This window comes from Aeromonas salmonicida (assembly GCF_028355655.1).
Lineage (GTDB): Bacteria > Pseudomonadota > Gammaproteobacteria > Enterobacterales > Aeromonadaceae > Aeromonas > Aeromonas salmonicida.
Genome location: NZ_CP110645.1, coordinates 3,958,496 through 3,973,062, shown reverse-complemented (window position 1 = coordinate 3,973,062; position 14,567 = coordinate 3,958,496). Strand labels below are relative to the sequence as shown.

14 protein-coding genes and 2 pseudogenes are annotated in these 14,567 nt (G+C 60.2%); 9 read left to right on the top strand and 7 right to left on the bottom strand.

Annotated elements, in window-relative coordinates; translation table 11 throughout:
* Positions 1-74 precede the first annotated feature (74 nt).
* Positions 75-1,667, bottom strand: coding sequence for a bifunctional phosphoribosylaminoimidazolecarboxamide formyltransferase/IMP cyclohydrolase (purH, locus tag ONZ54_RS18385; RefSeq protein WP_131729963.1), 1,593 nt, complete (start codon positions 1,665-1,667; stop codon positions 75-77).
* A gap of 431 nt (positions 1,668-2,098) precedes the next feature.
* On the opposite strand from purH, the gene zntR reads away from it, so the two are divergent.
* The 3 genes from zntR (at position 2,099) to ONZ54_RS18370 (ending at position 3,528) form a co-directional block, all read left to right on the top strand.
* Positions 2,099-2,539: a Zn(2+)-responsive transcriptional regulator gene (gene zntR, locus ONZ54_RS18380; RefSeq protein ID WP_096119099.1), complete on the top strand. Its 441-nt coding sequence runs from the start codon at positions 2,099-2,101 to the stop codon at positions 2,537-2,539.
* Positions 2,540-2,620: 81 nt separating this feature from the next.
* Positions 2,621-3,160 carry a dihydrofolate reductase family protein gene (locus tag ONZ54_RS18375; RefSeq protein ID WP_271786859.1) on the top strand — a complete coding sequence of 180 codons (540 nt, stop codon included), beginning with the start codon at positions 2,621-2,623 and terminating at the stop codon, positions 3,158-3,160.
* A 131-nt stretch (positions 3,161-3,291) separates the two neighbouring features.
* On the top strand, positions 3,292-3,528 hold the full coding sequence (locus ONZ54_RS18370) for an alternative ribosome-rescue factor A (protein ID WP_005318940.1): 237 nt from the start codon (positions 3,292-3,294) through the stop codon (positions 3,526-3,528).
* Positions 3,529-3,753: 225 nt separating this feature from the next.
* Here the strand turns inward: ONZ54_RS18370 and hemW are convergent, their stop codons facing one another.
* Both hemW and rdgB read right to left on the bottom strand, forming a co-directional pair.
* On the bottom strand, positions 3,754-4,899 hold the full coding sequence (hemW, locus tag ONZ54_RS18365) for a radical SAM family heme chaperone HemW (RefSeq protein ID WP_271786858.1): 1,146 nt from the start codon (positions 4,897-4,899) through the stop codon (positions 3,754-3,756).
* Positions 4,900-4,984: 85 nt separating this feature from the next.
* Positions 4,985-5,581 carry an RdgB/HAM1 family non-canonical purine NTP pyrophosphatase gene (gene rdgB, locus ONZ54_RS18360; RefSeq protein WP_021140084.1) on the bottom strand — a complete coding sequence of 199 codons (597 nt, stop codon included), beginning with the start codon at positions 5,579-5,581 and terminating at the stop codon, positions 4,985-4,987.
* 235 nt (positions 5,582-5,816) lie between these two features.
* On the opposite strand from rdgB, the gene ONZ54_RS18355 reads away from it, so the two are divergent.
* The 3 genes from ONZ54_RS18355 (at position 5,817) to ONZ54_RS18345 (ending at position 8,693) form a co-directional block, all read left to right on the top strand.
* Positions 5,817-6,980, top strand: a complete 1,164-nt coding sequence (locus tag ONZ54_RS18355; protein ID WP_021140085.1) for a multidrug effflux MFS transporter — start codon at positions 5,817-5,819, stop codon at positions 6,978-6,980.
* A gap of 107 nt (positions 6,981-7,087) precedes the next feature.
* Positions 7,088-8,137, top strand: a complete 1,050-nt coding sequence (locus ONZ54_RS18350) for an oxidoreductase (RefSeq protein WP_271786857.1) — start codon at positions 7,088-7,090, stop codon at positions 8,135-8,137.
* A 310-nt stretch (positions 8,138-8,447) separates the two neighbouring features.
* On the top strand, positions 8,448-8,693 hold the full coding sequence (locus tag ONZ54_RS18345) for a hypothetical protein (protein ID WP_005318949.1): 246 nt from the start codon (positions 8,448-8,450) through the stop codon (positions 8,691-8,693).
* A gap of 62 nt (positions 8,694-8,755) precedes the next feature.
* On the opposite strand, the pseudogene ONZ54_RS23355 reads toward ONZ54_RS18345, so the two are convergent.
* From ONZ54_RS23355 to ONZ54_RS18330, 3 genes and pseudogenes are all read right to left on the bottom strand, one after another.
* Positions 8,756-8,878, bottom strand: a pseudogene (locus ONZ54_RS23355) (30S ribosomal protein S5 alanine N-acetyltransferase); the annotation flags it as partial.
* A gap of 37 nt (positions 8,879-8,915) precedes the next feature.
* Positions 8,916-9,467, bottom strand: coding sequence for a ribosomal protein S5-alanine N-acetyltransferase (gene rimJ, locus ONZ54_RS18335; protein WP_271786856.1), 552 nt, complete (start codon positions 9,465-9,467; stop codon positions 8,916-8,918).
* 65 nt (positions 9,468-9,532) lie between these two features.
* Positions 9,533-10,087, bottom strand: a complete 555-nt coding sequence (locus tag ONZ54_RS18330; protein ID WP_271786855.1) for a GNAT family N-acetyltransferase — start codon at positions 10,085-10,087, stop codon at positions 9,533-9,535.
* Positions 10,088-10,593: 506 nt separating this feature from the next.
* On the opposite strand from ONZ54_RS18330, the pseudogene ONZ54_RS23305 reads away from it, so the two are divergent.
* Together ONZ54_RS23305 and ONZ54_RS18325 are read left to right on the top strand one after the other, a co-directional pair.
* Positions 10,594-10,716 (top strand): annotated as a pseudogene (locus ONZ54_RS23305) (hypothetical protein); the annotation flags it as partial.
* Positions 10,717-10,728: 12 nt separating this feature from the next.
* The gene (locus tag ONZ54_RS18325) at positions 10,729-12,207 is read left to right on the top strand and encodes a M4 family metallopeptidase (RefSeq protein WP_416995737.1); all 1,479 of its coding nucleotides are present in this window, start codon (positions 10,729-10,731) and stop codon (positions 12,205-12,207) included.
* Between the two features lie 50 nt (positions 12,208-12,257).
* Here ONZ54_RS18325 and ONZ54_RS18320 read toward each other — a convergent pair whose 3' ends face one another.
* Complete coding sequence (locus tag ONZ54_RS18320) at positions 12,258-13,157, bottom strand: LysR family transcriptional regulator (RefSeq protein ID WP_058395194.1); 900 nt, start codon at positions 13,155-13,157, stop codon at positions 12,258-12,260.
* 209 nt (positions 13,158-13,366) lie between these two features.
* Here ONZ54_RS18320 and mdtH point away from each other — a divergent pair, with 209 nt between their 5' ends.
* A complete protein-coding gene (gene mdtH / locus ONZ54_RS18315) occupies positions 13,367-14,560 on the top strand; it encodes a multidrug efflux MFS transporter MdtH (RefSeq protein ID WP_021140091.1) in 1,194 nt (397 codons plus the stop codon).
* Positions 14,561-14,567 lie beyond the last annotated feature (7 nt).

Genomic DNA, 14,567 nt, shown 5'->3' with positions numbered 1-14,567 from the left:
ATAGCGTGTCGCCGGTTGAAAATAGTCAGTTGAAAAGAGACAACAAAAGGGTCGCCAGCGGCGACCCTGACTCATCAGTGACGGAAATGGCGCATGTTGGTGAACACCATTGTCATGCCATGTTCGTCGGCGGCGTCGATCACCTCCTGATCGCGCATCGAGCCACCTGGCTGGATGACGCAGGCGATACCGGCGGCCGCGGCGGCATCGATGCCGTCACGGAACGGGAAGAAGGCATCGGACGCCATGACGGAACCTGCGACTGTCAGCCCTTCATCCTCGGCTTTGATGCCGGCGATCTTGGCGGAGTAGACCCGGCTCATCTGGCCGGCGCCGACGCCTATGGTCTGGCCCTCTTTGGCGTAGACGATGGCGTTGGATTTGACGAACTTGGCCACTTTCCAGCAAAACAGCAGATCTTTCAGTTCGGCTTCGGTTGGCTGGCGCTTGCTGACCACTTTCAGGTCGCCCTGGGTCACCATGCCGAGATCCCGCTCTTGTACCAGCAGGCCGCCGTTGACCCGTTTGAGGTCAAACCCCTGGGCCGGTGCAGTCCACTGGCCGCACTCGAGCAGACGAACGTTCTGCTTGGCGGCGACCACATCGCGAGCCTCCTGGCTCACGCTCGGGGCAATGATCACTTCCACGAACTGGCGCGCGACTATGGCGGCTGCGGTGGCCCCGTCCAGTTCGCGGTTGAAGGCGATGATGCCGCCAAAGGCGGAAGTGGGGTCGGTCTGGTAGGCGCGATCGTAGGCAGTCAGCAGGTCATCGCCGATGGCCACACCGCAGGGGTTGGCGTGCTTGACGATGACGCAGGCGGGCTCACTGAACTCTTTCACGCACTCCAGCGCCGCATCGGTATCGGCGATGTTGTTGTAGGAGAGCGCCTTGCCCTGCAGCTGTTGGCTGCTTGCGACAGAACCCGGGGTGGCATGCTCCTCGGCATAGAAGGCGGCAGCCTGATGGCTGTTCTCGCCGTAGCGCATGTCCTGCTTCTTGATGAACTGGCTGTTGAAGGTGCGCGGGAAGCGGGACTCGGCATCACCCTCCTTGTTGTCGCCATAAGAGGGCACCATGGTACCGAAGTAGTTGGCGATCATGCCGTCGTAGGCGGCAGTGTGCTCGAAGGCGGCGATGGCAAGGTCAAAACGGGTAGCCAGTTTGAGGCTGTTGCCGTTGGCATCCATCTCGGCGATCACGCGTGCGTAGTCGGCTGCCTTGACCACGATTGCCACGTCTTTGTGGTTCTTGGCGGCGGAGCGCACCATGGTCGGGCCGCCGATGTCGATGTTTTCGACTGCATCGGCCAGGGAACAACCGGCTTTGGCCACGGTAGCGGCAAAGGGGTAGAGGTTGACGACAACCATGTCGATGGGGGAGATATTGTGCTGGGCCATGATGGCGTCATCCTGATCCCGACGGCCGAGAATGCCGCCATGAACCTTGGGATGCAGGGTCTTGACCCGACCATCCATCATTTCAGGGAAACCCGTGTAGTCGGAGACCTCGGTCACCGGCAGACCCGCGTCGCCGAGCAGCTTGGCGGTGCCGCCAGTGGAGAGCAGGGCCACGCCACGTTCGTTGAGTGCCTTGGCAAATTCCAGGATGCCAGTCTTGTCAGACACACTCAGCAGTGCACGGCGAATGGGTCGAGCTTGTTCCATCACACTATCGTCCTCAGCATGCGGGAACTTCTATGGCAGGCAAGCGCACTGGGTCGCACCAAGCACAGAGAGTCCCCAAATAAATGTAAGTGGGGGATTTCGCAAACCACTCTCGCCTGAAAGACCCGTTTCTGGCAAAAGCGTTTTAGGAAATGCCCGCTTGACGCGACGCTCTCTTGTGGGCGCGTATTCTACACAAAAAATGTGACCTGTGGTGGATTTTTTAAAGTGACAAAGCCTTGTCTGGTGCGGTGTTAAACGTTTTCTGGTTGTTTTTTGTGAAACGTTTGTCTTTTCAGTGTTTTGATGAAAAAAAGCGGCGGACTCACCTTTTGCTTGCCCCTTTCCTGCCCTTGGCTGGCAATCAAGGGGCAAAGGGGCGATAGTAGGTTCCGGTTTTTTCGAGTGGCAAACCAGAAGGGAGACAGGGCATGTATCGGATCGGTGAACTGGCCAAGGCGTGCGGGGTAAAGGCGGATACCCTGCGCTTTTACGAGAAGAACGGCCTCATCTCGCCGGGGATCCGCAACGAGTCCGGCTACCGCCTCTACGGCGAGCAGGACAGGCGGCGACTCGAGTTTATCATTCGTGCCAAGTCGGTGGGCTTCTCTCTTGCCGACATAGGTGAGCTGCTCGACCTCGATACCAACAAAGCCAAGGTGACCTGTCAGGAGGTGAAGGCGGTGGCCGACACCAAGCTGGCCCAGGTGGAGCAGAAAATCGTGGAGCTGACCCGATTTCGCGAAAATCTGCGCGAGCTCTCCAACATTTGCTGCGGCGGCCCGCGCTCGGCGGAGCACTGCGCCATCCTGGAGGTGCTCGAATCTGGCGCTCCTGCCCAGCATGAGCATCACGCCCACGCTCATGAATAAACCCATTGACCCGACAGCGGTTGCTGGTGGCGAGCATCCAGATAGCGCCATATCAGCCGTTTGCTCACAGAGACAAACATCATGATGACAAGACCCGAAGTCACCGTCTTCCTGGCGCTTTCCCTTGATGGCTTCATCGCGGGGGAGGCCCACTCGCTCGACTGGTTGACGCCTTATTCCTCCGATCCCCCCGATGAAACCGGGTTCAATGCGCTGATGGAACATAGCGATACGCTGCTGATGGGGCGCAATACCTATGATGCTATCATGGGGTTCGGCGTCTGGCCCTATGACGGGCTGACAGTCAGGGTGATGACGCACAATCCCGTCGAGCCTCGCTATCAGGAGCAATTTGTCAGTGGTGAACTGAGGCAGGTACTGGCCGCGCTGTGGGATGAAGGGGCCCGTCATGTCTATCTGGATGGCGGCAACCTGGTACGTCAGGCACTGCAGGCCGACCTGGTCGATACGCTGACCCTGTCCAGCGTCCCGGTGCTGCTTGGCAAAGGCATTCCGCTGTTCGGAACTGATATCCCGGTGAGTCATTGGCATCCAGCTCAGGTGAAGAGGCTGCCAAGCGGGATTGTTCAGGTGAGTTACCAGCGCAAGCAAGGGGGCTGATCAGTTTGCCAGGATGCCATTGTGACGGCGGCGATTTGGTGACAAAATCGCTGCGTTTTTGACTTGGGCCACAGGGCCTGCAGAGAAAACCGCAATACAGCCAATAACGAGAGAGAAGAGAAGGAGCCACTATGGCCAAGAGAAGGGTTGATGAGCCCGTCATCGTGCAGGATATCGCTGCTCAGGCAGGCTATGCCCACAGGCGCGGGGAGATAAAGGATAACCACTTGCAAGCCCTGCTCACGGATCCGCTGTTTCGCAGCCGGGTCGAGCAAAACAAGAAGGGCAAGGGGAGTTACCAGCGCAAGGCCAAATATGGCAAACGGTGGGAGCCCGGCCAACAGCAGATGAGACGCGTCTGCTGCTGAGCGGGTTTCTGCCATAGGCAGGATTCAAAACAATCAGGGCGCCAATAGCGCCCTGATTGTTTTATGGAGAAAACGGCTCGCCAATACTTGGCTCACGACCTGTCGCGAGAAACAGTCAACAAGGTGAAGAGCAGCGCAGGAACCGGAGCGTATAGGCATACGTGAGGATTCCGAGCAGCGCATGAGCCTTGATCACGGTTTCGCAGCAAGATCGTGAACAAGTTTTTACTCGTCCATAAAGAGTTCCAGCAGCACATTCAGGTAACGATGGCCGAGAGCTGTGAGCTGCCAGCAATCCCCCAGGTCTTCGATCAGCTCCTTGGTCTGGGCAATCGCGAGCATAGTCTCCACCCGCTCCAGGCCCAAGCCGGTGTAAGCCTCGAACTCCGCCTTGGGGGCCGGCTCGAATAATCTGAACCGGTTCATGAAGTACTCCAGCGGCAGTTCGTCCTCGGTCACCTGCCACTGCTTGTCCAGGTAGGGGCGGGCGGGATCCAGATAGCCTTTCGGGTGCTTCACCTTGGCGCTGCGCAGTATCTGGCCGCTGGCAAGATCCGTCATCTTGCCGTGGGCGCCGCAACCTATCCCGAGATAATCGCCGAAACGCCAGTAGTTGAGATTGTGGCGGCACTGATAGCCCGCTTTGGCATAGGCCGAGATCTCGTACTGCTGATAGCCCCGGGCGGTGAGCATGGCGTGCCCCTGCTCGTAGATGTCCCACAGGGTGTCATCCTCCGGCAGCCGTGGCGGCTTGGAGGCAAAGGCTGTGTTCGGCTCTATGGTGAGCTGATACCAGGACAGATGCGGCGGCGCGCAGTCGATGGCCTGTTGCAGATCATAGAGGGCGTCGTCCAGGTTCTGATCCGGCAGGCCGTGCATCAGATCCAGGTTGAAGGTGGGAAGCGCGATGGCGTGGGCCAGCGCTGCGGCCTTGCGGGCTTCTTCGGGACCGTGGATGCGGCCGAGCCGGGTCAATTTTTCTTGCTGGAAGCTCTGCACCCCGATGGAGATGCGGTTGATGCCCGCCTGCTTGAAGCCGGCGAACTTGTCCGCCTCCACAGTGCCCGGGTTGGCCTCCATGGTGATCTCGCAATCCGGCGTCAGGGGGATGCGGGCGCGCACCCCGTCCAGCAGGGTCTGCATGGCCTCTACCGTCAGCAGGCTGGGGGTGCCTCCGCCGATAAAGATGGAGGAGAGCGGACGCCCCTGGGCCCACTTCAGATCCAGATCCAGATCCTCCAGCAGAGCGGCCACATACTCGAGGTGGGGTAGCTCCCCTTTCTGGGCGTGGGAGTTGAAGTCGCAGTAGGGGCACTTCTGGACGCACCAGGGCACATGGATATAGAGGGAGAGGGGCGGCAGTTGCAGCATGGGGCTTCCAATAATCAAAAATAAAAACGGGGGCTGACGGCCCCCATTGTAGATGACAATGCTTGATTGGCGAGAGGCGGCGAACTCAGTGAGTCGCAGCCAGAGCGGCTTTCAGCTTGGCCAGCGCCTGGCCGCGATGGCTCAGCTGGTTTTTCAGCTCGCTCGGCATCTGGGCCGAGGTGCAGTCATGGTCGGGGACGAAGAACACGGGATCATAGCCAAAGCCGTGCTGGCCGCGGGGCTCGTCGATGATCATTCCCTCCCAGCTTGCCTGGCAGATGATGGGGGTGGGATCGTCGGCGTGACGCATGTAGACCAGCACGCACCAGAAGCGGGCACTCTTGAGATAGTCGGGGGCACCCTTGAGCTCGGCCAGCAGCTTGTCGATGTTCTCCTTGTCGCTGGCACCTGCACCGGCAAAGCGGGCGGAGTAGACGCCGGGGCGACCGTGCAGCAGATCCACTTCCAGTCCCGAGTCGTCGGCGACGGCGGGCAGACCTGTAATGCGGGCGGCGTGACGGGCCTTGATGATGGCATTCTCGACGAAGGTGGTGCCAGTCTCGTCGGCATCAGGCACAGCAAACTCGCTCTGTGGGATCACCTGGATCTTCATATCGGCCAGCATGGTGGCCAATTCCTTCACCTTTTTCTGGTTCCCTGTTGCCAGGACAAGCTTGTTCATCGAGCACCTCCGCAAAAATAATCTGCGCATTCTATGCGGGGCACGCCTTGAGTAAAAGCGCCAATTGCCCTCAATACTTCCGAGGCTTGCCGCTACCTTGACCCTGGTGGAGGTGCGAATAACATACATGTTTCCGTATAGGAATAACCAAAGTGATTAAATACCATTTCAATTCATTACTGTGAGTCAGTAGACTCGCGCCCCAATCGATTTTCCGTAAGCCATGAGGTGACTGATGCCATTGATTCTTCTGCTTGTACTACTGGTGCTGTTCAGTCCGCTGGCCATCGACATCTACCTGCCCGCCATTCCGCAGATGGCCGAGCAACTAGGTGCCGAAGTGACACTGATGCAGGGTACCATCACCTGGTTTCTGTTCAGCATGGGGCTGGGTCAGCTGCTGGTGGGGCCGCTCGCAGACCGTTATGGCCGCAAGCCCATCGCCCTGGGCGGTGTGCTGCTCTATGGCCTGAGCGCCCTGGCGGCTGGCTTTGCCGCCAGCCTGGGTGAGCTGATGCTGGCGCGGGTGCTGCAAGGCTTCGGCGCCTGTGCCACCTCGGTCGCCGCTTTTTCTGTGGTGCGTGACAGCTATGGTCCCAAGAAGAGCGGCCAGATGATCTCCTATCTCAATGGCGCCATCTGCTTCATTCCGGCGCTGGCGCCGCTGCTGGGTGGCTGGCTCACCGCCAAGGCAGGCTGGTCTGCCAACTTCTGGTTCATGGCAGGTTACGCGGCCATCGTCGGCAGCTGGCTGCTGTGGCGGATGCCGGAGACCCGCCCGGGCGAGACCAGCAGCAGTGGTCCGCTCATCAGCTGGTCCCGCTACAGCCCTGTGCTGCGCTCTCCCAGCTTCCTGTTCAACGCCTGTCTGTGCATGTTGGCGATGGCGGTGATCCTGGCCTATGTCACGGCCGCCCCTGTGCAGTTGATGGTGAAACTGGGGCTGGACATGAGCGGTTTCAGCTACTGGTTCACGGCCAATGCGGCGCTGAACATCCTCGCCTGCTTCCTGGCGCCCCGTTTCATCGCCAGAGTCGGGCCGAGACGCACACTGCGCATCGGTCTGCTGGTGATCACACTGTCAGCCATGGCGCTGACCCTGGTGCAGCATATCGATCACCCGCTGGCCATGATGGGGCCCGTGTTCTTCTCCAGCATCGGCTTTGCCATGGTGCTGGGGGCTGCGGCTGGCATGGCACTGGCACCGTTCGGCCACTGTGCCGGTACGGCAGCGGCCCTGCTCGGCCTGTTCCAGATGAGCGGCTCCGGCGCCTTGGTGGGGATCACGGGCTGGTTGATGCCGGATCCGCTCAACCAGCTGGCGTTGCACATGTGGCTGCTGTTGCCGCCATTGCTGTTGCTGCTGACCCGTCAGGGCCGGCGCTTGTGTTTGCAATAAATCCTGTGCTCTGATGGGCACACTCAGGGGGCCATGAGCCCTCTGTTCTTTTTGCAGGCGACATCTCGCCTGACTCTCATGACACACAGACCCGTGGAGAAAACCGGATGAGCCAGACTCTCAACGCCGCCCTGGTGGGCTATGGCTTTGCAGGCAAGACCTTTCACGCCCCTTTCCTGACCAGTACTCCGGGCCTCTCCCTCGGTTGGGTCGTGAGCCGCGATGCGGCCAAGGTGCAGGCCGATCTGCCCGGTTGTCGGGTTGGCTCGCTGGAAGAGGTGTTGGCCGACAGCGCTGTTGATCTGGTGGTGATCGCCACCCCCAACGACACCCATGCCCCCATTGCCCGCCAGGCGCTGCTGGCCGGCAAGCATGTGGTGATCGACAAGCCGTTCGCGCTGGATCTGGCCGAGGCGAAGGCGCTGGTTGAGCTGGCCGGGAAGCAGCAGCGGCTGCTCAGCATCTTCCACAATCGGCGCTGGGACGGGGATTTTCTTACTGTGCGCCGTCTGCTGGCAGAGGGGGCCCTTGGGCAAATTGCCCAGTTCGAATCCCACTTCGACCGCTATCGCCCCGAAGTGCGCCAGCGCTGGCGCGAAGCGGGCGGCCCAGGCTCGGGTCTGTGGTTCGATCTTGGTCCTCATATTCTGGATCAGGCGCTGCAACTGTTTGGCCAGCCCGACTGGTTGCAGGCGGACTTGGCCCTTCAGCGGCCGGGTGCATTGAGCGATGACTACTTCCACGTGACACTGGGCTATGGCGAATTGAGAGTGATATTGCACGGCAGCTGTCTGGTGTCGGCCACCATGCCTCGCTTCGTCATTCACGGCAGTGAAGGATCCTTCATCAAGTTCGGCATGGACGTGCAGGAAGATCAGCTCAAACTTGGCAAGCGGCCCCCGGCGGCCGACTGGGGTCTGGATGATGAGCCCGGTCAGCTCAGCCGTATCCGGGAGGGGCAGTTGCAGCAAGAGACAGTGGCCGGTGAGGCAGGGGATTACGGTGCCTACTATCGCGGTGTTTGCGCAGCCATCCTGGGGGAGGGAGAGAATCCCGTTCCGGCCAGCGAGGCATTGGCCGTGATGGCGCTGCTGGATCTGGCCCGTGACAGCCACCAGCAGGGGAAACGGCTGGTTTGTCAGAATTTGTCTGATTGATACTTCTGTCGTGGGTATCATTCGGCCAGATGCAATCACCATTTACTGCCAGTGAATACGCCATTTTTGGTGGTTTATTATACTAACTGACGGCTTGGTGAGTGTTTTGTGTTAATGTTTTTCGTTGTAGTAGTTCTTTTCATCCAGCCAACGAGAAAATATCATTGTGATACTCGTTTCCATTGGCCGCGTATGGGGATATATTTCGCGCGCCTCTTGGCTCCCGGCCTAATGGGTTTCTAACCGGGTGAAAGGACGCACTGTGATGGTTGAATGAACCATCTCTCCATATTTTTTTGAGGGTATGCACATGAACAAAGTACTGGTAGCCGGTATCCTGGGTCTGATGTTGACCGCCTGTGGTCAGAAAGAAGAAGCCGCTGCTCCGGCTGCGACTCCGGCCGCCGACGTTGCTGCAACTGTTGAGAAAGCCGCTAGCGAAGCCACTGCTACTGTAGAGAAGGCTGCTTCCGAAGCGACTGCAACTGTTGAGAAAGCTGCTGCTGACGTAGCCACCAAGGCTGAAGCCGCAGTGAGCGATGCCAAGGCCAACTAAGCCTGCACCTCATCTGAAGACGGGCCCGGAGTTACCTCCGGGCCCGTTTTTTTATGGCCTGATCAGACGGCTGGATTGATCAGTGCTGTCAGTATGTGATCTTTCCAGCGGCCATTGATCATCAGGTAATCCCGGGCATAGCCCTCCCGCTCAAAGCCAAGGTGCTCGAGCAGGGTGCCGCTACGCAGGGTGATTGACTGGCATATGGCTCGCTTGATGGCGCTAGACCGCGGGGTTGAGCCGGGCGGTGAGAACATGATCCTCCCAGTGGCCATTGATCATCAGGTAATCCCGGGCATAACCCTCCCGCTCAAAGCCAAGGCGCTCGAGCAGGGTGCCGCTGCGCAGATTGGCTGGCATATAGCTTGCCATGACGCGGTGCAGGCCGTGTTCCCTAAACAGATAGGCTATTCCGGCACCGACCACCTCTTGCATCAGACCCTGACCCTCATGGGCTTTATCGACGGCATAACCGAGGTGACAGGCCTTGAACATGCCCATCATGATGTTGGTGAAGTTGCAGGTGGCGATCACCTGCTCGCCCTTGGGGTCGAGCGCCACCAGATGGATGGCGCTGCCGTTGAAGAACTGGCCATAGCTGTCGCGCAATCGACCATGCCAGTGACTCAGGGTATAGAAGCTCTCGTCACGGCAGGGTTCCCAGGGGGTGAGGTGAGCGCGGTTGCGCAGATAGAAATCCAGCATCAGGTCGGCCCGTTCGGGCGGCAGAACAGTGACTCGGGTGCGGGCCGTGCTGAGGTGTGGTAGTGCCATCAAGGTTCCCTCTGTGGATTCATGAACATGGTGCCGGCCGCTGGGGGCCGGGCAGCCTGCGCCCATCAGTGATCCCGTTGTCTTAGCCAGTCATCGCGCAGCAGACCGTAGTGGACGTGATCCACCACCCGATCTGCCAGCCGCTCGGCCCGCCGTGTGATCCCCTCCTGCTGCATGCCGAGTCGCTCGCACACCGCCCGGCTCGGCTCGTTCTCTGCCGCCGCGCTTATCTCGACCTTCTCCATCGCCATCTCTTCAAAGGCGTGATGGATCAATGCCTGACAGGCGCGGGTGATGATGCCGTTGCCCTGCCAGCGCTCCGCCAGCCAGTAGCCTATGGTGACCTTGGCCAGCGCCTGATCGATCTGGTTGTAGCCGATGACGCCAACCACTTCCCCCTGATATTCGATGGCGGTGGTCAGCCCCTCACCCCGGGCAAATTTCTCGATGGCGTGGCGGATGAAGGTGGCGCTGTCAGCCGGCTGCTGTATGTAGGGGGGCCAGGGCAGCCACTGGGTGAGGTAGTCGCGGTTCTCCCGGCACAGGCCGAAAAGTTCGCTGGCCATGTCGGGCTGCAAAAATAGCAGCGCCAACTCGTCGTCCAGTTGCCATGAAAACATCCTTACCTCCCACCCGAACTAGGCCTTTGCTGGCCGCCAAACAGCCAATGTAGCCAATCAACCTCTTGTGCGCCAAGGACTTTCATCCTCTCGCCTGCGTCCGCTATCCCCATATGGAGGGGCCCATATGCGGGGTTGTTCGAGGCCTTGCCATTCTCCGCCCTTTTTCAGCGCGATTCACTACTTCTGGTTTTGTTTTCGCTACTGAACAGGTGTAACAGCAGATCCTGCTACGGGTTCATGCTGCTCTGTCACATATGACAGGCAGCAATTTTGATCTCGACAACTAGTGTAGGAACGCCGGGCAACGGATCCGGCGTGTAACCTTCATCGACCTAAGGAAAGACGAGATGAACAAAGTGTATTTGGCCGTGGTATTGGCCTGCTGGGGAAGCGCAGCCTTGGCTGCAGAACAGGTAGAAGTGCATCAGGTCGCGGGTATTCAGGGGGCACCGAGCGGCGCTGCCGGTGTCAGCGCTCTGGCCGGGGATGGCGAGTTTCGTCAGGTACGGGTAGTCAAGTTGCCCAATGGCCAGCAGCGGGTTCGCTATGAGCAAACCTGGCGAGGCATTCCGGTTTGGGGTCAGGTGCTGGTGGCCGAACAGTCTCTCGGTGGGCAGATAAGCCAGGTTTCCGGCCAGATGTTGCGCCAGATTGATGCTGACGTGGCCAGCCCGACCGCCGCCCTGTCGCCGGTTGACGCTGCTGGCAAGGCCCGTGCCGGGGCCAAGGGCAGCAACGAGCGGGTCAAGTTGTTCGTGATGCAGGATGAGGCCGGTCAGGCCCGTCTGGTCTATCTGGTCTCCTGGCTGGCGGCAAGCGAAGAGCCGAGCCGCCCCTTCGTGGTGATCGATGCCCAGAGCGGCGCCGAACTCAAGCGTTGGGAGGGAATCAACCACAAGGATGCCACAGGCCCGGGTGGCAACATCAAGACCGGCAAGTACTTCTATGGCGCGGACTTCGGCCCCCTGCTGGTAGATGACAGCTGCCGCATGACCAGCCCGAACGTGGATACCATCAACCTCAATCACGCGACCTCGGGTGGCGCCGTGCACCAGTTCACCTGCCCGGAGAACACGGTCAAGGAGATCAATGGTGCCTACTCGCCGCTCAACGATGCCCACTACTTCGGCAATGTTGTGTTCAACATGTATCGCAACTGGTACAACACGGCGCCGCTCAACTTCAAGCTGAAGATGCGGGTGCACTACAGTCGCAACTATGAAAATGCCTTCTGGGACGGCAGCCAGATGACCTTCGGGGATGGTGCTACCACCTTCTATCCGCTGGTGAGCCTGGACGTGGCGGCCCATGAGGTGAGCCACGGCTTCACCGAACAGAACTCGGGGCTGGTCTATTCCGGTCAGTCAGGTGGCATCAACGAAGCTTTCTCCGACATGGCGGGGGAAGCGGCCGAGAACTACATGAAGGGCAGTAACGACTGGCTGGTGGGGGCCCAGATCTTCAAGGGCAACGGCTCCCTGCGCTACTTCGAGGATCCAACCCGGGATGGCAGCTCCATCGGTCATGCCAGCGATTACTACGATGGCATCGACGTGCACCACAGCTCGGGCGTCTACAATCGGGCCTTCTACCTGCTGGCCAACACCAGTGGCTGGAACACCCGCAAGGCATTCGAAGTGTTCGTGCTGGCCAACCGCCTCTACTGGGGCGCCAACACCACCTACGATCAGGGTGCCTGTGGCGTGACCAAGGCGGCCACAGACCTGGGCTACAGCCTGACCGACGTGGCGGCAGCCTTTACCACTGTCGGGGTCAACGCCTCCTGCGGTACCACGCCGCCACCGAGCGGCAGCGTGCTGCAAAACGGGGTACCTGTGACCGGGCTCTCCGCCGCCAAGGGTGGCAAGGTGAACTTCACTATCGATGTGCCGGCCGGCAAGAGCCAGCTGGTGGTCACCAGCAGTGGCGGCACAGGTGATGCGGATCTCTACGTCAAGTTTGGTTCGGCTCCGACCAGCACCAGCTATGACTGCCGTCCTTACAAGGGGGGTAATGCAGAGACCTGTACCCTGAACTCGCCCAAGGCGGGTACCTGGTATGTACAGCTGAGTGGTTACAGCGCCTTTTCGGGAGTGACACTCAAGGCAAGCTACTGATCCTGAGCTATGTGACCGAGTGTTTGGCGCCGGACTTGTCCGGCGCTTTTTTATGCAGATTTGCCCGACCAGCGCCGGGCAAGGGCTCTGGCTGCCTCCAGCACCTGCTCCTTGGCCGGATTGGGCCGCTTGCCGCTACGCCAGGCCATCATGACATCCCAATGATCCGGCGGCAGGTCTACCACATCCAGCTGGACCAGGCGGCCAAACTCCAGATCCCGGCTGATGGCGAGTGCCGGCATCAGTGTGATGAAGCCGTGCTCCAGCGCCAGTTCCCGCGCCGCGCTGGCGGGCTGAATGGCGTGCAGCGGGCTCGTTACCTGACGCAGCAGCCGCAGTTGCAGGATCAGCTCGTCACAGCCGATGCCCCATTGCTGGGGGGCCAGCCGCTCGTTGGCGATATCCTGCAGGGTCAAACCTTGTCTTCCCGCCAGCGGATGGGTGGCGCAGGCCACCGCTATGATGGGGGAGCGGTAGAGCAGCTCGAGCTGGATACCGGCTATGGCGGGGCACTTGAGGATGAAGCCGACGTCGGTCTCCCCGGTCAGCAGCTCCTGCATTATGATGCCGGAGTGATCCGTGTTGCAGCGGATCTCGAACGCTTCGTCTACCAATGCCAGCAACAGGGGGCCAAATACCACTGTGGTCAGGGAGGGCAGGCAGGAGAGCTTGATGCGCGGCAGGGCCGGTGCTCCCTGCATCGCCAGGCGTCCCCCTTCCAGTGCACTCAGGGCTGCCGCCGCCGCAGGCAAAAACTGCTCGCAAGCCGGAGTGGGCGTGGCTCCGCGTCTGTGGCGGCGAAACAGGGGCTGCCCCAGCGCCTGCTCCAGTACGGCGATCCGCTGGCTGACCATGGGTTGCGACCAGCCACGAATGGCTGCCGCTTTGCTGAAGCTGCCGCGATTGACCACATCCAGTAGTAATTGCAAGTCATCCAGGGTCATAGCCATAACGTAATCCAATATGAAATATAGCCAGTTGTCGGCTACCACTATATCTGGCGCCCTTCCAGAATAGCAGTATCAATTGTTGCGAATTGGCATATTGCCATGTCGGGTCAGAGGGTTGCAGTTACCCTTTGCCCGATTTGACGACGGTGTCATCCGGGCGATGAGACGAGCGAGTTGGATGTCATTAGCAAAGCAGGGGTCAGGCAGTCATGGTGGAGCGGGCGAGGCGGTTGGGGCGGTGGTTTTTGGCGTTGGATTCCCTCTTGGTGATCCTGGGATTTTTCGTGGTGATGCCCATGATCAGTCTGCGCTTCGTGGATCAGCTGGGCTGGGCGGCCGGTGTGGTCGGTCTGGCGCTGGGGTTGCGCCAGCTGACCCAGCAGGGATTGGGGGTGCTGGGGGGATCGCTGGCAGACAAGTTCGGTGCCCGGCCACTCATAGTGGGGGGCATGCTGTTGCGGGCCGCGGGGTTTGCCAGTCTGGCCTATGCCCAGAGCGGGCTTGAACTGATCCTCTCCTGCATCATCTCGGGGCTGGGTGGTTGCCTGTTCGATCCACCCCGTGCCGCCCTGGTGATCAAGTTTACCCGCCCGCGTCAGCGGGGCCGTTACATCTCCTTGCTGATGATGCTGGAGAGCGCCGGCGCCGTGGTGGGGGCCCTGCTTGGCAGCTGGCTGCTCAACTTCGACTTCGAGTATGTCTGCCTGCTGGGGGCGGGTCTGTTTGTCTGTGCGGCCCTGTGCAACTTGCTGATCCTGCCCCCCTACAAGCTCTCGCAGCGGCCGACGCCTATCCGGGCCGGTCTCGGCCAGGTGCTGGCGGACAAGGCCTTCTGCCGGCTGGTGCTGATCCTGAGCGGTTACTACGCGCTCTGGGTGCAGGTGATGCTGATTTTCCCCATCCTGGTCAAACAGATGGCGGGCACCACCACGGCGGTGGGCTGGATGTATACCCTGGAGACCGCCATCTCGCTGACGCTGCTCTATCCGCTTGCCCGCTATGGGGAGAAGCACTTCAAGCTGGAAAATCGCCTGATGGCGGGTGTGCTGCTGATGACAACCGGGATTGGGCTGGTGGCGTTTGCCACTACGCTGCCTGCCGTCTTCGTATTGCTGGCCTGCTTCTATCTGGGGATCGTCATCGCCGAGCCTGCGCGAGAGACGCTCATGACCAAGTTGGCACAGCCGGGGGCACGTGGCAGTTACATGGGATTCAGCCGGCTGGGGCTGGCGCTCGGCGGCATGACGGGATACGTGGGGGGCGGGGCCCTGCATGACTACGCCAATGCCCAGGGGCAGCCCTGGTTACCCTGGCTGGTGCTGGGAACGGTTGGCGTGACTACCTTGTTGCTGCTGGTGAACTGCTTTCACCGCGAACCGAGTCTGGCGCGGGTCAACATCTGACAGGCAA

Coding starts and splice junctions, on each gene's coding strand:
- ONZ54_RS18350 (WP_271786857.1), top strand. CDS start 7,088: ATGAGCCAGACTCTCAACGCCGCCCTGGTGGGCTATGGCTTTGCAGGC.
- ONZ54_RS18355 (WP_021140085.1), top strand. CDS start 5,817: ATGCCATTGATTCTTCTGCTTGTACTACTGGTGCTGTTCAGTCCGCTG.
- hemW (WP_271786858.1), bottom strand. CDS start 4,899: ATGCTGCAACTGCCGCCCCTCTCCCTCTATATCCATGTGCCCTGGTGC.
- ONZ54_RS18370 (WP_005318940.1), top strand. CDS start 3,292: ATGGCCAAGAGAAGGGTTGATGAGCCCGTCATCGTGCAGGATATCGCT.
- ONZ54_RS18375 (WP_271786859.1), top strand. CDS start 2,621: ATGATGACAAGACCCGAAGTCACCGTCTTCCTGGCGCTTTCCCTTGAT.
- rimJ (WP_271786856.1), bottom strand. CDS start 9,467: ATGGCACTACCACACCTCAGCACGGCCCGCACCCGAGTCACTGTTCTG.
- ONZ54_RS18345 (WP_005318949.1), top strand. CDS start 8,448: ATGAACAAAGTACTGGTAGCCGGTATCCTGGGTCTGATGTTGACCGCC.
- zntR (WP_096119099.1), top strand. CDS start 2,099: ATGTATCGGATCGGTGAACTGGCCAAGGCGTGCGGGGTAAAGGCGGAT.
- mdtH (WP_021140091.1), top strand. CDS start 13,367: ATGGTGGAGCGGGCGAGGCGGTTGGGGCGGTGGTTTTTGGCGTTGGAT.
- ONZ54_RS18330 (WP_271786855.1), bottom strand. CDS start 10,087: ATGTTTTCATGGCAACTGGACGACGAGTTGGCGCTGCTATTTTTGCAG.
- ONZ54_RS18325 (WP_416995737.1), top strand. CDS start 10,729: ATGTTGCGCCAGATTGATGCTGACGTGGCCAGCCCGACCGCCGCCCTG.
- ONZ54_RS18320 (WP_058395194.1), bottom strand. CDS start 13,157: ATGGCTATGACCCTGGATGACTTGCAATTACTACTGGATGTGGTCAAT.
- purH (WP_131729963.1), bottom strand. CDS start 1,667: ATGGAACAAGCTCGACCCATTCGCCGTGCACTGCTGAGTGTGTCTGAC.
- rdgB (WP_021140084.1), bottom strand. CDS start 5,581: ATGAACAAGCTTGTCCTGGCAACAGGGAACCAGAAAAAGGTGAAGGAA.